The organism is Nonomuraea sp. NPDC050451 (assembly GCF_044458585.1).
Genome location: NZ_JBITHZ010000039.1, coordinates 44985 through 58214, shown reverse-complemented (window position 1 = coordinate 58214; position 13230 = coordinate 44985). Strand labels below are relative to the sequence as shown.

The window sequence follows — 13230 nt, the reverse complement described above, 5'->3', positions numbered from 1 at the left end:
GAGCAATGCAGTTCTGGCAGCCGACCAGCCCACTGGGCGGACTTCCGCGCGTCAAGGCCGGGCGATCGCTGCGATCGTCGACCTGGGACCGTACCGGCGGCAACCGCGACTTCGCCGTCGTCGCCCCCGGCGAGAGCCACGTGCTGGCCGACATCGACGGCAGCGGGATCATCGAGCACATCTGGCTGACCACCCGGTGCTACTCGGAGAAGTACCTGCGCAAGCTGGTCATCGAGATGTACTGGGACGGCGAGGACAACCCGAGCGTACGCAGCCCGCTCGGCGACTTCTTCGGCGTCGGCCACGCCACCTGCACGCACTACGTGTCGCTGCCGCTGAGCATGGTCTTCGGCCCGCGCCGCGGCCCCAAGGGCCCGTTCGCCGCCGCGATGAACTGCTACTTCCCCATGCCGTTCGGCTCGCACGCCAAGATCGTGCTGCGCAACGAGAGCGACATGCCGGTGGAGAACTTCTTCTACTACGTCGACTACGAGCTCACCAAGGAGCCGATTCCCGACGACATGGGCCGCTTCCACGCCTACTACCGGCAGGAGAAGCCCTGCCAGAAGGTCGTGCATCCCGCGAACGCGGAGAACCCCCCGCCGTGGGAGCTGCCGGGCGTCAACCTCACCGGGGACGACAACTACGTCATCCTGGACGCCACCGGCACCGGGCACTACGTCGGCTGCGTGCTGAGCATCGACAACTTCGACGCCTCCAACCAGCAGTTCACCTGGCCGGGCGAAGGTGACGACATGATCTTCATCGACGGTGAGCAGTGGCCGCCGTCCCTGCACGGCACCGGCACCGAGGACTACTTCAACGCCGCGTGGGGATTCCCCAGCGGGGCGTATGCCGGGCCCTACCACGGGATCTCGCTGGCCAGCAGCCCGCAGGAGCACTTCGGCCTGTGGAGTATGTACCGCTTCCACATCGAGGACCCGGTTCGCTTCACCAAGTCGATCCGCGTCACCATTGAACATGGTCACGCCAACGACCAGGGCAACGACTACTCCAGCGTCGCTTACTGGTACCAACTCCACCCGCATGCCCCGCACGCCGACCTCCCTCCGGTCGAGGAGCGGCTGCCGCGCCGCTGGCCCGAGCACGGCCTCTGGGACGAGTGACGCGGCCGATCACGCCATCAAGGGATCCCCCAGAGGACAGCGAAGAAGAGGAGAGACGCGGTGACCAGGCGGCCGAGCATCCGTGACGTCGCGCGCGAGGCGGGAGTGTCCATCACGACCGTCTCCCGCGCGCTCAACGACGTCGAGGGCGCCCGGCTGCCCGACGACACCCGTCGCCGGGTACGCGAGACGGCCGAGCGGCTGGGGTACGCCCCCAACAAAATGGCCCGCGGCCTGCGCACCCAGCGCAGCCACATGCTCGGGATGATCAGCGATCACATCGCCACCACCCCGCATGCCGGCCGGCTGATCCTCGGCGCCCAGGAGGTCGCGATGACTCGTGGGTGGGCGTTGATGCTCATCAACACCGGGGGAGACCCGGCCGCGGAAGCGCGCGGCATCCAGGCGCTGCACCAGCAACAGGTCGACGGGGTGCTGTACGCCACGATGTACCACCGGATCGTCGAGATCCCGGCCACGCTGCGCGGTCTCCCTCTGGTCATGGCCGACGCCAGGACCGAGGGCGACGGACCGCCCGCCGTGGTCCCGGACGAGGTCCGGGGAGGGTACGACGCCACCCGGGAACTGGTCGAGCACGGCCACCGGCGCGTGGGGCTCGCCCTCAACAGCGACGACGTTCCCGCCACCCACGGCCGCCTGCGTGGTTATCGCCAGGCGCTGGAGGAGGCGGGCATCGCCTACGACCCGGAACTCGTCGCACAGGAGGAGTCCGAGTCCACCGGCGGCTACCTGGCCTGCCGCCGGCTGCTGGAGCGCACGCCTCGGCCCACCGCGATCTTCTGCTACAACGACCGCATGGCCATGGGGGCCTACCGCGCGGCCGCCGAGCTCGGCCTGCGCATCCCCGCGGACCTGTCCGTCGTCGGCTTCGACAACCAGGAGTACATCGCCGACGGCCTGTACCCCGGCCTCACCACCCTGCAACTGCCCCACTACGACATGGGTGCCTGGGCCGTCGATCGCCTCATGGAGCTGATCGACGACCCCGCCCGGAACGCGGGCGACGTCCCCGCGCGGACACTGCCCTGCCCCCTCATCCGCCGGTCCTCCGTCGCGGCACCGTCCGCCTGAGGTGTGCCGGCGTCATCATCACCGGAAAGGTCCTTTCGTGCTGCGTCTCGACGACCACTGGGTCTGGGACTTCTGGCTCGCCGACGACGGCGACACCTACCACCTGTACTTCCTCAAGGCGCCCAAGGCGATCGGCGACCCCGACCAGCGCCACTGGAACGTCTCGGTCGGCCACGCCGTGTCCGCCGACCTCACCGACTGGACCACACTCTCGGACGCCCTGGCGCCCGGCAACAGTCCCGCCTTCGACGACTACACCACCTGGACCGGCTCGATCGTCCGTGCCGACGACGGCACCTGGCACATGTTCTACACCGGCACCAGCCGCGCAGAAGGCGGCCTCAAGCAGCGCATCGGCCTGGCCGTCTCGGACGACCTGCACACCTGGCGCAAGCACGGTACGGCGGCGATCCTGGAAAGCGATCCGCGCTGGTACGAGCAGCTTGAGACCGCTCAGTGGCCCGACGAGGCATGGCGCGATCCCTGGGTCTTCCGCGACCCCGGCGGGGACGGCTGGCACATGCTCATCACTGCCCGCTCCCGGGTCGGCGACCCCGACCAGCGCGGCGTGATCGGCCACGCCCGCTCTCACGACCTGCTCACCTGGGAGGCACAACCCCCGCTCAGCGCACCCGGCACCGGCTTCGGCCACCTGGAGGTCGCCCAGGTGGAGATCGTCGACGGCAGCCCCGTGCTGCTGTTCTCGTGCCTCCACGCCGAGCTGTCGGAGGGACGGCGCCTGGCCGGGGAACGCGGCGGCGTCTGGGTCCTCGAACCCGGCGACCTGCTCGGCCCGTACGACCCGCGCAAGGCGCGCCGCCTCACTGAGGAGTCCCTCTACAGCGGCCGCCTCGTCCGCGATCGCGCGGGCGCCTGGGTCCTGCTCGCCTTCCGCCACACCGACGGCGGCGGCTTCATCGGGGAGATCACCGACCCGATCCCCGTGCGCCTCGATCTGGCTCACGGCCTGCAGAGCACCCAACCACTCCCGATGTGACACCCGCCTGCTCGAAGGACCATCGGACGGCCTTCGACACGGCCGGCTGACTGGCTCTCGGTGCCTGCTCGACCGCGGCACCGCCGACCGGCATGCCCGAAAGTTCGCCGTGCTCCCGGGCTGGAGCACGGCGCGCACCTCAGCCCAGCGAAGTCCACCTGTCCACGCAACCCCCCCAGATATCGCTTCCCACCGTCAGGAGGAACCGCATGACCGAGAAGAACTCCGGCCTCGCCCGCCGCGCGCTGCTCAGAGTGCCGGCAGTCGGCGCGGCGGCGGCCGGTTTAGCCGTGCTGTCGGGCCAGCCCGCCGCATCCGCCCAGGCCCTGCCGTCCAGGGTGTACGACGTCACGGCCTGGAGCCACTCCACCAACCCGGCCATCACCTGCTCCACCGACATCGGCGCGCTGATCAACGACATCATCGCCGACATCAAGCAGCGCCAGCCCAACCAGTCGTCGAAGCCCGGTGCGGTGATCTACATCCCTCCGGGCGACTACCCGCTCAAGACCAGGGTCACGGTCGACGTCAGCTACCTCACCATCAGGGGCGACGGTCACGGCTTCGCCTCCTCCAGCATCCGGTACAACGCCGGAGACACCTCGGCCTGGCACGAGATCTGGCCGGGCGGCAGCCGGATCCGGGTCGAGAACACCGACGGCCACAGCGAGGCCTTCCTCGTCTCCCGCAGCGGGGATCCGCGGCTGAGCTCGGTCGTCTTCGACAACTTCTGCCTCGACGGGCTCTCGTTCACGCCGAACCAGAACTCCTACGCCAACGGCAAGATAGGGATCCGGGTCGACACGGCCAACGACGCCTTCCGCATCGAACGGATGGGCTTCGTATACCTCGAGCGCGCGCTGGTCATACGGGACGCGGACGCGCTGAGCGTGCACGGCAACTTCATCGCCGAATGCGGGAACTGCGTGGAGCTGATCGGCTCCGGGCAGGCCTCGAAGGTCACCGACAACCACATCGGCGCAGGCTACATCGGTTACTCGATCTTCGCCGAGGGGCACCAGGGGCTGCTGATCGCCTCGAACAACATCTTCCCGCGCGGCAAGAGCCTGATTCACCTCCGCAACACCAACCGGTCGTCGATCACAGGGAACCGGCTGCACGGCTTCTACCCCGGGATGCTCGACTCGGACGGGACCAACAAGGAGAATCTCGTCAGCGGCAACCACTTCCGGAGAGAACCCGAACCCTGGGGGCCGATGCAGCCGTACGACAACGGCAAGGACGACCTGTACGGGCTGATCCATCTGCGCGGGGACGGCAACATGGTCACCGGCAACCTCTTCGCTTATGACGTCGCCCCTGCCAAGATCAAACCCTCCGGCGCGCAGCCCACCATGATCCTGGTCGCCGCCGGATCCGGCAACCACCTGTCCAACCACAGCGTGGTCAGCAACGTCGCGGTGAACGCCGTGGTGCTCGATGCGAGCACGCAAGGCACGAAGGTGATCGACAGCGCCACCGCCTCGCAGTTCGTCACCAACGCCGCGGACTACACCTTCCGCGCCACCCCCTGACCCCGAGATCCCGGACCTGTTCCCGCGGCAGGTGACACGTCGGAATCGAACCCTTGCCAGATGTCCGTTTCGGGATGAAGAATCGATTTGATGAATCGTTTCTTCAAGGAGAATCATGGCAAAGCCGCGGATCAAGGACGTCGCAGCCCGAGCGGGCGTAGGCGTCTCCACAGTGTCCGTGGTCCTGAACGACGTCGAGGGTGCGCGCGTCAGCCCCGAGACCCGGGAGCGGATCCTGTCCGCGGCCCGCGACCTCGGCTACACCTCCAACCCGATCGCCCGCAGCCTTCGCACACGTAGGACTCAGACGATCGGCTTCGTCAGCGACGACATAGCGACCACCCCGTTCGCCGGGCGGATGATCCAGGGTGCTCAGGACGCGGCCTGGCGGGCCGGCTACCTGCTGTTCCTGGTGAACACCGGGGGAGAGCACGCGCTCGAACGCCACGCCGTTCGGGCGCTGCTCGACCGGAGGGTCGACGGTGTCATCTACGCCACCATGTACCACCGGCACGTCGAGATCCCCGACATGCTGGGCGAGGTGAGCACCGTCGTACTGGATGCGTGCCCCACCGACGGCTCCATGCCGTACGTCGTGCCCGACGAACGCGCAGGCGCGGCTGCGGCGGTGGGCGAGCTCCTCCGCGCGGGTCACCGGCGGATCGGGTTCGCCACCGAGTCGCTGGAGGTTCCGGCCGCATCCGGGCGACTGGCCGGCTACCACGAAACGCTCGCCGCGGCAGGGATCCCCGCCGACCCGGAGCTTGTCGCGGCCGAGCACGGCAACACGACTGGAGGCTACCGGGCGGCGAGGCGCCTTTTCGATCTCGACGAACGGCCGACCGCGATCTTCTGTTACAACGACCGGATGGCGATGGGGTGCTACCGCGCCGCGGCCGAACGCGGCCTGCGCATCCCCAACGACCTGTCCGTCGTCGGGTACGACGATCAGGACCTGATCGCACCCGAGCTGTCCCCTGCGCTGACGACCGTCGCCCTCCCTCACTACGAGATGGGGACGTGGGCGCTCCGCCGACTGCTGGAACTCATCCAGGAAGACCCCGAGCAGGGGGAGCAGGGGTATCTCATGCCGTGCCCGCTGGTCAGGCGGGACTCGGTGGGGCCGCCGCCGCGGTGAGACGCGGCGGCGACCCAGTTCACAACCCGCGGCCGGGGCGTGAAGAAGGAGAAGCGGTGAGACACCCTCACGGGAGCCGCCACAGCGGGCAAGCTGCCCTGTGTGCTCGACGCGGACGGACCGGTCGTGCCCAACTGGGCCTGGGCCAAGTATCTGGCCCCGCTGAACCTTCCGCAGTCGTGTCCCGGTACAAGTACGGCATCCGCATCCCCACCATCGACACGCCGTGGCCCCTGCAGGAGAATGGAGACCTGCGGCGAAGCTGCTCGTTTGGGCCGTGTGACGTGATTCTTATGCACTCCCCATTAGGGCTGGCGGATCCCGAAGAATCCGCCACCGTTGTCATTGCAGGTGAGCCGGTACTCCCCGGAGACGGGCGCAGAAACCTTCCAGATCAACTCCCAGGATTGGCCATCTTCCACCTCAATGCGACGGGGGACCTGGACAACACGGCCGGGGGGCGATACGTCGCAATTGATCTCGGCCCCGCGCAGAGACTTGAAGTAGATCTCGGGCGGGGCGTCGTCGACGTCAACCGAGATCGTGACCGACTGATATCCCGCGCCGAGTGTGTCGGTGAATGACACCGTGTCCTCGGGCGTCCGATCAGAACAGCTACCGGCGATTACAGCCAGGATGGCCCCGAAAAGGAGCAGCGCGAACAGGCCGCCGCCGCAGCCCGCGCCAGACCCCCTCAGGACAGAGTTGTCGGACCAGCCCACAGGCAATCCCTGGGGAGTCAAGTCTCGCGGATCCGGCATGCCGCGAGAATCACAAGCGGCAGAGCATGACGCCACGTAAAAATGCACATAAGTCTGGAACAGTCTTATCGACATCCCAATAGGCCCTCTTGACGCTGGGGCCCTGCACAGGATGCGCTGATCACATGGACGACCGGATCGCCGTCATGCTGCTCCGGGCATCCAGCTGAGAGTTCAGAACTAGCTCCACATGCATTGGTTATTCCGGACAGATATGGCCGGTGAACAGCCCTATTAGCCCTTGCCGGCTCACTTGGCCCCAGCAATAGGGAGTCGCGATGCCATCAGCGGCCGGTGGATGGCAGTAGAGCATGACAGCCTCGACCACGCACATCGCCACGCGCGTTGTTGCCCCGCCGCCTGACATTGCACCAACGTCGGTCCTGATGCCGAGTGGGCCGCCCTGCTCGCCCCGGTCGACAGGCGCGGTCTGACTCCGCTGTTCTGGCTGCACCTCCGCCCCTACGGCGAGGTACGTCTCGACCTGAGCGCGCGGTTGAGCATCGGCGCTCTGGGCTCCCTCGATCGTTTTCACGCGCCTACCAGCGCAATTCCCCGGTTTCGTCTTGGAACGTTCCTGTCGGACCGTCCGCGTCGAGGGTTGCCAGGCGCACGACAGTCCTGGCGCTCTCTTCCGGCGACCTTCCGATTCCGAAGGCCGCGGTCATGTCGGTGGCGGTGGTGCCGGGCTCGATCGCATTGAACTTGATGCCCGGCTGGGCCTTGGCATACTGAACCGTGAGCATGGTGGCTGCTGACTTGGACGCGGAGTAAAGCGCGAGGGGCAAGTGGAACTCCGGCCGGTCGGGGTTGTTCACTGCCCAAAATGATCCGGCGCTGCTCGAAACGGTGACCACGTTAGGGTTCGATGATCTGCGCAGCAGGGGAAGTGCCGCCTCCGTGACGCGCACGATTCCCACCGCGTTGGTGTCGAACACGCGGAGAGCCGTGGGACCGTCGATGGCTCCGTCTCCCAAGATGCCCGCGTTGTGCACCAGAACGTCGAGCCGGCCCTCCGCCGCGTCGATCGTCGCCAGCGCGCTGCGCACCGATACGTCGTCGGTCACATCGAGTTGCACGAATCGTGCGCCAAGTGCCGCCGCGGCCTTCTCGCCTCGCTCGACGTCACGCGCGCCGATGTAGACGACGTGGCCCAACTCCAGAAGCTGTTTGGCTGTCTCGAAGCCGATGCCCTTGTTGGCCCCAGTGATCAGTGTGATGGTCATGGTTTCCCTTCGACATATATGGCCCGAGCGGGCCGATAGGCTCGGGAAGTCGAGCGCGGCCCGAGCGTGCTGACGGCCGCCACCGCGTTCGACTGCGCCCGGTGCCGAGACTTGTACATCCCTCGGACTTCTGCGGGCGTCCCTGACCCGGCGGTGTTCTCCGGGTTGCTGACGCCGATCGCGGAGGTCAGCCGGTCAGCTGCCGGAGTAGTTCGCCGGCGTCGTGCAGGGCCGTCATATGCACGAACCGGCCGTCGCGGACCTGATAGATGGCGTACTCGACGATTTCGAACGAGGCGCCGGTGGGAGCCACACCGAGCCACTCCTTCACCGGAGTGCCCGTGTTGACCAGACGCGCAGCCAGCCGGTCACCGTCGAAGAGCAGTTCCTTGAGCTCCCAGTGCAGGTCCGGAACCGCGTCCACGTCAGCCTTCTGAACCGCGATGAGGTCGTCCCGGGTGGCCGGCTCACCGTTCAACGTGGTCCGGTCGTTGATGAACTCGTCCATGCCGTCGAACCTGTGGGCGTTGAGCTCCTGGATGTAGCGCAGGTAGAACGCGTGTAGATCGGTGTCGGACATGAGATGGCCCTTCTGTATGGCAGCCCCGAGGCAGGGCTCCGACCGCATGTTGTCGAGACGCGACGCCCTTGACGTGTCGCCTGTCAGATCTGGTTCAGGCCGCCGTCGACGTACAGGCTGGAACCGGTGATGAAACTGCTCTGCTCGCTGGCGAGGAAGGTCACGGCGGCGGCGATCTCCTCCGGGCGCCCGAGCCGGCCCATCGGCACACGCGTAGCCAGGTGCTGCTTGAACTGCTCCGGGTCGGGGGTCAGCCCCCTCAAAGCAGGGGTATCGGTCGGGCCGGGCGTGACGGTGTTGACCCGGATACCGCGACCCTTGAGCTCGTTGGCCCAGGTCCGGGAGAACTGCCGGGTGGCGGCCTTGGTCGCCGCGTACACGCCGAGCCCCTCATCGCCGACGTCCACATTGGTGGAGCCGTTCAAGATCACCGAGGCGCCGTCGTTGAGCAGCGGCAGCGCCTTCTGAACGGTGAACAGCACGCCCCGGACGTTGATACCGAACAGGGTGTCGAAGTGCTCCTCAGAGACCTGCTCGAGCGGCACGAGCGCGGCGACGGAGGCATTCGCGAACAGGACGTCCAGGCCCCGTCCCCGGCTGCGGATCGTCTCGTAGAGCCGGTCCAGGTCGTCCAGGTTCGAGATGTCGCCGGTCACCGCGGTAGCCGCTGAACCGATCACTTCGACGGCCGCGTCGAGTTCGGCCTTGCGCCGGCCGGTGATGAACACGTGCGCGCCCTCGGCCGCCAGTCGCACGGCACTGGCCAGGCCGATTCCGGCGCTGCCCCCGGTGACGAGAGCGGTCTTACCGTGAAGTAGTCCCACGTTGATGCCCCCTTCAACTTTTGCAGCGATCGCTACAGAAGTCCGACGGTAGCACTTCTGTAGCGATCGCTGCAAAAGAAGGTAGGCTGGGGGAGTGGGGAGAAAGCAGAGCGGCCCCATGGGCCGGCCGCGAAAATTCGACGCCGACGAAGCTCTCGAGCGCGCCGTGCTGGCCTTCTGGGAGCATGGCTACGAGGGGGCCAGCACGGCCCACCTGGCGGAGGCGATGGGCATCTCCACCACCAGCATGTACGCGGCCTTCGGCAACAAGGAGCAACTGTTCCGCAAGGCCCTGGAGCGCTACACCGAGGGCCCGAGCGCATATCTGGTGCAGGCCCTGGAGGAGCCGACCGCCCTCGGCGTCGCCACCGCGATCCTGGCCGGCACCGTTCGAACCACTACGCGCCCTGCCCATCCCCACGGGTGCCTGGGCGTCCAGGGCGCCCTGGCCGCCAGCGACTCCGGGCGTGAAGTCCGCGACCTTCTCGTCGCCTGGCGTAACAGTTCCTACTCCTGCGTCCGAGAGCGGTTCCAGCGAGCCGTCGATGACGGCGACCTTCCTCCGGAAAGCGATAGCGGGCTCCTGGCCCGCTACGTCACCACTCTGGCCTTCGGTATCGCCGTGCAAGCCGCGAGCGGTGTCTGCCGCGATGAACTCCAGGAGTTGGCCGATGCTGCCCTACGCAACTGGCCGCTCCCCTGAGAACCGCCCGGCGCTGGTCTTCGCGAGCAGCGCGGGCTGATCGGCAGTTACCGGTTCCGCTCGGCTGCGAGTTTGCCGCTGGGTGTTCTGCTTGTCGGTGCTCACCCGGACCAGGGGCTTGATCGACAACGGAACGGCCAGTGGCGTTAGCGAGCCGAACGGGCGGAGTTGTCGCCATTCCCCGTTCAGCGGACGGTGGTACGGCTTTGGTCCAGTGATCGAGGCTGCTGGAGCGTCCAACAAACGTGTCGAGAAGTCGAAGTGTCCGACAACTTCGCCACCACCGTCTCTCGTACGATTCCGGGGTGACGATCACCCCGGCCGACGCCGGGAACCGCAGTGACGCTCTTGTCGTCGATGACTCTCTGGCCGCCGAACCCGCTGGCGCCACCGGCGCCTTGATCGGTTACGCCCGCGTCTCCACCGCCGGGCAACTCCTGGATCGGCACGCGCCGGCGACACCCTCGTGGTGCCCTCGCCGGACCGGCTCGGCCGCTCCCTGCAAGACCTCATCTCCATCGTGGCGGGGCTGCGCAAGCGCGGCATCGGCTTCCGCTCGCTGCACGAGGCGCTCGACACCACTATCCCTGGCGGCCGGCTCCTCTTCCACGTCTTCACCGCCCCCGCCGAGTTCATCCGCGAGCTGATCGTCGAGGGCACCCACGAGGGCCTGGCCGCCGCCAAGGCTCGCGGCGTGCGGCTCGGCAGCCCTCCCGCGATGACCCCCGAGCAGGTCCGGCACGTCCGCGCCTTGCCCAGCCCGACACCACGGTGTCCTCGATCGTCGGGCTGCTGAACGTCAGCCGCTCGACCATCTACAAGTACGTGCCCGAACTCGCCACAGGCCGCCCTGCCGTCGAACAATCAGCAGCGCCTACTTGGCGGCTGGTGGCGCGTTGGTTGACGGCACCCCACAGGAAGTTGCTGGTAACCGGCGGTCTCGGCATCGGCGACCTTGTCGTCCGGCAGGGCGTACAACTGCGTTGTCTCGGTGGAGGCGTGGCCGAGGCAGCGGCGGACGGCCTCGAACAGCACCCGATCCCGCAGCCGGTCCAGCGGCAGGTCCTTGCGCGGCCGCCGCGAGCAGATCACCGCCAGCACATTGGCGACGTCGGTGGCTGCGGCCGGGCGGGGCAGGGCCTTCGGGACCTTGACGGTGTCGATCCGGTCCATCAGGTTGGCCTGCAGGAGGTCGTGGCGGACCGCCCACTTGGTGAAGGAGGCGAGCGCGGCGCGCTTGCGCTTGCGGCTGGCCGGCGAGCTCGGCCAGGAAGGCGCGGATCGGCATCGCCGGTCAGCTCACCGACCTCCTCGCTGTAGTGAGCGGCGAAGGCGATCAGGTCGCCGCGGTAGGCACGCCGGATACGGGTGGAGGTGCCGGCGTTGGCAGGTCGGTGAGGAAGTCATCGAGATGGCGGCCGAGCTGCTCGGCGATGACCGGATCCATTCGGTACGCCTCCACCATCCGTTCCGTTGCTGCTCAGCACCGACATCCACCCCTCACAGGTGGCCGAACCGGACGACATCGAGCCCTTAAAAGCTTTCACCCGAGTCCAGATCATGGGCCTTTCGGAAAGGGGAAGATGCCCGCCCGGGCGAATGGTTCCCTTGCGGGTCCACACCCGGGGTGGCCCGCAGCCCGGCGAGGGCAAGTCCGAAGACGCGCTCGCGCTGGGCGTCGTCGACGTACTCGATGGTGCTGATGCCGGAGAACATCCGCAGCAGGTCGTCGATCGTCGGCTCGGGACGCGCGCCGCCCGCGCGCTGTGCCCGCTCCAGCAGCGGTCCGCCGGCGTCGCGCATCGCCTTGCGGCAGGCATGGAAGCTGTCGGTGGCGCGGTTGAGCGCGTCGGCGAAGGCCAGCTTGGTCCCGATGTAGTCGACAAAGCGGCGCAGCCAGGCGGCCAGCGCCTCCCATGGGTCGAGGTCGCCGAGCTCGGCGGCGGCGCGACACAACTTCTCGACCTCCTCGCGGTGCACCTCCTCGACAAGGTCTTCGCGGGTGGGGAAATTGCGGTAGAGGGTGGCAATGCTCACCCCGGCCCGCCGGGCGACGTCCTCCAGCGACGCCTGCGCCCCCTTCTCGGCGAACGCGTCGCGGGCTGCGGCGAGCAGGGCGTCGAAGTTGCGGGCGGCGTCGGCGCGCTTGGGACGCCGCGACGGAAGTACGGGCTGCATCTGGCCTCTCCAGTTTGACAACCGTAGGAACCCTACGTTTAAGTGTAGGGGCACTTTCAGTTTCTCACCCTGGGGGACTGGGCTGTCCGCCGAAACCGTCGCCCTGGTCACGGGCGCCAACAAGGGACTGGGTCTGGCCACGGCCCGTCAGCTGGCCGAGGAGACGGGCGGCTTCTTCGACGACAGCGGCCGCATGCCCTGGTGACAACCGGTTCGGCTGCTTCTGATTGCATTTAGTGTCCAATGCCCCGAATCAAGGGCGGGCAAATCTATCCGGAGGAAACATGGATCTGCGGTTGGCCGGGCGGCGCGCCGTCGTCACGGGTGGCAGCCGGGGAATCGGGTTGGCGGTCGGCCATGCGCTCGCGGCCGAGGGCGCGGCAGTGGCGCTGGTCGCCAGGAACGCCCGCAACGTCGAGGAACAGGCGGCCCGGCTGGCGAAGGAGACCGGCGCCCAGGTCATCGGCCTCACCACGGACACCGGCGACGACGCGTCTGTGGCCGCCATGGCGCAGGCCGCCGTCCGCGAACTCGGCGGTGTGGACATCCTGGTGAACAACGCGGCCGCCACCAATCGGGGGGCGATTCCGGACGACGACCTGGAAGCCGAGATCAACATCAAGGTGCGCGGCTACCTCCGCTGCGTCCGCGCGTTCGCCCCGGCCATGGCGGAGCGCGGCTGGGGGCGCATCATCAACATCGCCGGGCTCGCGGCCCGCCAGAGCGGCTCGATCGCCGGCTCGGTCCGCAACGTGGCCGTCGCCGCCATGACCAAGAACCTGGCGGACGAGCTCGGGCCCAGCGGCATCAACGTCACCGTGGTCCACCCCGGCGCCACCCGTACGGAGACCATGGTGGACATCGTCGGCGAGTTGGCGGCGAAGAGCGGGACGACCGGGGAAGAGTTCGAGAGCCGGATGGCGGCCTCCGTCTCCATCGGCCGGCTCGTGCAGCCCGAGGAGGTCGCAGCGGTGGTCGCCTTCCTCGCCAGCCCGCTCAGCGTCGCCATCAACGGCGACGCGGTGATCGCGAGCGGTGGCGCGAAGGGCGCCATCCATTACTGACGGCT

The 13230-nt window shown here is 67.8% G+C and carries 14 protein-coding genes; 8 read left to right on the top strand and 6 right to left on the bottom strand.

What is annotated here, in order from left to right:
• Positions 1–5: 5 nt before the first annotated feature.
• From ACIBI9_RS56060 to ACIBI9_RS56040, 5 genes are all read left to right on the top strand, one after another.
• Complete coding sequence (locus ACIBI9_RS56060) at positions 6–1127, top strand: glycoside hydrolase family 172 protein (protein WP_397235617.1); 1122 nt, start codon at positions 6–8, stop codon at positions 1125–1127.
• A gap of 60 nt (positions 1128–1187) precedes the next feature.
• Entirely contained in the window at positions 1188–2219 is a 1032-nt protein-coding gene (locus ACIBI9_RS56055; RefSeq protein WP_397235616.1) for a LacI family DNA-binding transcriptional regulator, read from the top strand.
• Positions 2220–2256: 37 nt separating this feature from the next.
• Complete coding sequence (locus ACIBI9_RS56050; RefSeq protein WP_397235615.1) at positions 2257–3216, top strand: hypothetical protein; 960 nt, start codon at positions 2257–2259, stop codon at positions 3214–3216.
• A gap of 209 nt (positions 3217–3425) precedes the next feature.
• A complete protein-coding gene (locus ACIBI9_RS56045; RefSeq protein ID WP_397235614.1) occupies positions 3426–4751 on the top strand; it encodes a NosD domain-containing protein in 1326 nt (441 codons plus the stop codon).
• 115 nt (positions 4752–4866) lie between these two features.
• Complete coding sequence (locus ACIBI9_RS56040; protein ID WP_397235613.1) at positions 4867–5889, top strand: LacI family DNA-binding transcriptional regulator; 1023 nt, start codon at positions 4867–4869, stop codon at positions 5887–5889.
• A gap of 305 nt (positions 5890–6194) precedes the next feature.
• Here ACIBI9_RS56040 and ACIBI9_RS56035 read toward each other — a convergent pair whose 3' ends face one another.
• The 4 genes from ACIBI9_RS56035 to ACIBI9_RS56020 form a co-directional block, all read right to left on the bottom strand.
• Positions 6195–6611, bottom strand: a complete 417-nt coding sequence (locus tag ACIBI9_RS56035; protein ID WP_397235612.1) for a hypothetical protein — start codon at positions 6609–6611, stop codon at positions 6195–6197.
• Between the two features lie 578 nt (positions 6612–7189).
• A complete protein-coding gene (locus ACIBI9_RS56030) occupies positions 7190–7876 on the bottom strand; it encodes an SDR family NAD(P)-dependent oxidoreductase (RefSeq protein WP_397235611.1) in 687 nt (228 codons plus the stop codon).
• A gap of 187 nt (positions 7877–8063) precedes the next feature.
• Positions 8064–8456, bottom strand: a complete 393-nt coding sequence (locus ACIBI9_RS56025) for an ester cyclase (RefSeq protein WP_397235610.1) — start codon at positions 8454–8456, stop codon at positions 8064–8066.
• An 83-nt stretch (positions 8457–8539) separates the two neighbouring features.
• Complete coding sequence (locus ACIBI9_RS56020; RefSeq protein WP_397235669.1) at positions 8540–9280, bottom strand: SDR family NAD(P)-dependent oxidoreductase; 741 nt, start codon at positions 9278–9280, stop codon at positions 8540–8542.
• 94 nt (positions 9281–9374) lie between these two features.
• On the opposite strand from ACIBI9_RS56020, the gene ACIBI9_RS56015 reads away from it, so the two are divergent.
• Both ACIBI9_RS56015 and ACIBI9_RS56010 read left to right on the top strand, forming a co-directional pair.
• Positions 9375–9983, top strand: coding sequence for a TetR/AcrR family transcriptional regulator (locus tag ACIBI9_RS56015; RefSeq protein ID WP_397235609.1), 609 nt, complete (start codon positions 9375–9377; stop codon positions 9981–9983).
• 469 nt (positions 9984–10452) lie between these two features.
• Entirely contained in the window at positions 10453–10779 is a 327-nt protein-coding gene (locus ACIBI9_RS56010; RefSeq protein WP_397235608.1) for a recombinase family protein, read from the top strand.
• Positions 10780–10847: 68 nt separating this feature from the next.
• Here ACIBI9_RS56010 and ACIBI9_RS56005 read toward each other — a convergent pair whose 3' ends face one another.
• Both ACIBI9_RS56005 and ACIBI9_RS56000 read right to left on the bottom strand, forming a co-directional pair.
• On the bottom strand, positions 10848–11156 hold the full coding sequence (locus ACIBI9_RS56005) for a hypothetical protein (protein ID WP_397235607.1): 309 nt from the start codon (positions 11154–11156) through the stop codon (positions 10848–10850).
• A gap of 360 nt (positions 11157–11516) precedes the next feature.
• Positions 11517–12161, bottom strand: a complete 645-nt coding sequence (locus ACIBI9_RS56000; RefSeq protein WP_397235606.1) for a TetR/AcrR family transcriptional regulator — start codon at positions 12159–12161, stop codon at positions 11517–11519.
• 284 nt (positions 12162–12445) lie between these two features.
• Between ACIBI9_RS56000 and ACIBI9_RS55995 the strand changes: the two genes are divergently transcribed.
• Positions 12446–13225, top strand: coding sequence for an SDR family NAD(P)-dependent oxidoreductase (locus tag ACIBI9_RS55995; RefSeq protein WP_397235605.1), 780 nt, complete (start codon positions 12446–12448; stop codon positions 13223–13225).
• The last annotated feature ends 5 nt before the right edge of the window (positions 13226–13230 follow it).

Excerpts from the sequence above, each read along its gene's own strand:
- ACIBI9_RS56060 (WP_397235617.1), top strand. The coding sequence starts at position 6 with ATGCAGTTCTGGCAGCCGACCAGCCCACTGGGCGGACTTCCGCGCGTC.
- ACIBI9_RS56045 (WP_397235614.1), top strand. The coding sequence starts at position 3,426 with ATGACCGAGAAGAACTCCGGCCTCGCCCGCCGCGCGCTGCTCAGAGTG.
- ACIBI9_RS56040 (WP_397235613.1), top strand. The coding sequence starts at position 4,867 with ATGGCAAAGCCGCGGATCAAGGACGTCGCAGCCCGAGCGGGCGTAGGC.
- ACIBI9_RS56030 (WP_397235611.1), bottom strand. The coding sequence starts at position 7,876 with ATGACCATCACACTGATCACTGGGGCCAACAAGGGCATCGGCTTCGAG.
- ACIBI9_RS56025 (WP_397235610.1), bottom strand. The coding sequence starts at position 8,456 with ATGTCCGACACCGATCTACACGCGTTCTACCTGCGCTACATCCAGGAG.
- ACIBI9_RS56005 (WP_397235607.1), bottom strand. The coding sequence starts at position 11,156 with ATGGACCGGATCGACACCGTCAAGGTCCCGAAGGCCCTGCCCCGCCCG.
- ACIBI9_RS56000 (WP_397235606.1), bottom strand. The coding sequence starts at position 12,161 with ATGCAGCCCGTACTTCCGTCGCGGCGTCCCAAGCGCGCCGACGCCGCC.
- ACIBI9_RS55995 (WP_397235605.1), top strand. The coding sequence starts at position 12,446 with ATGGATCTGCGGTTGGCCGGGCGGCGCGCCGTCGTCACGGGTGGCAGC.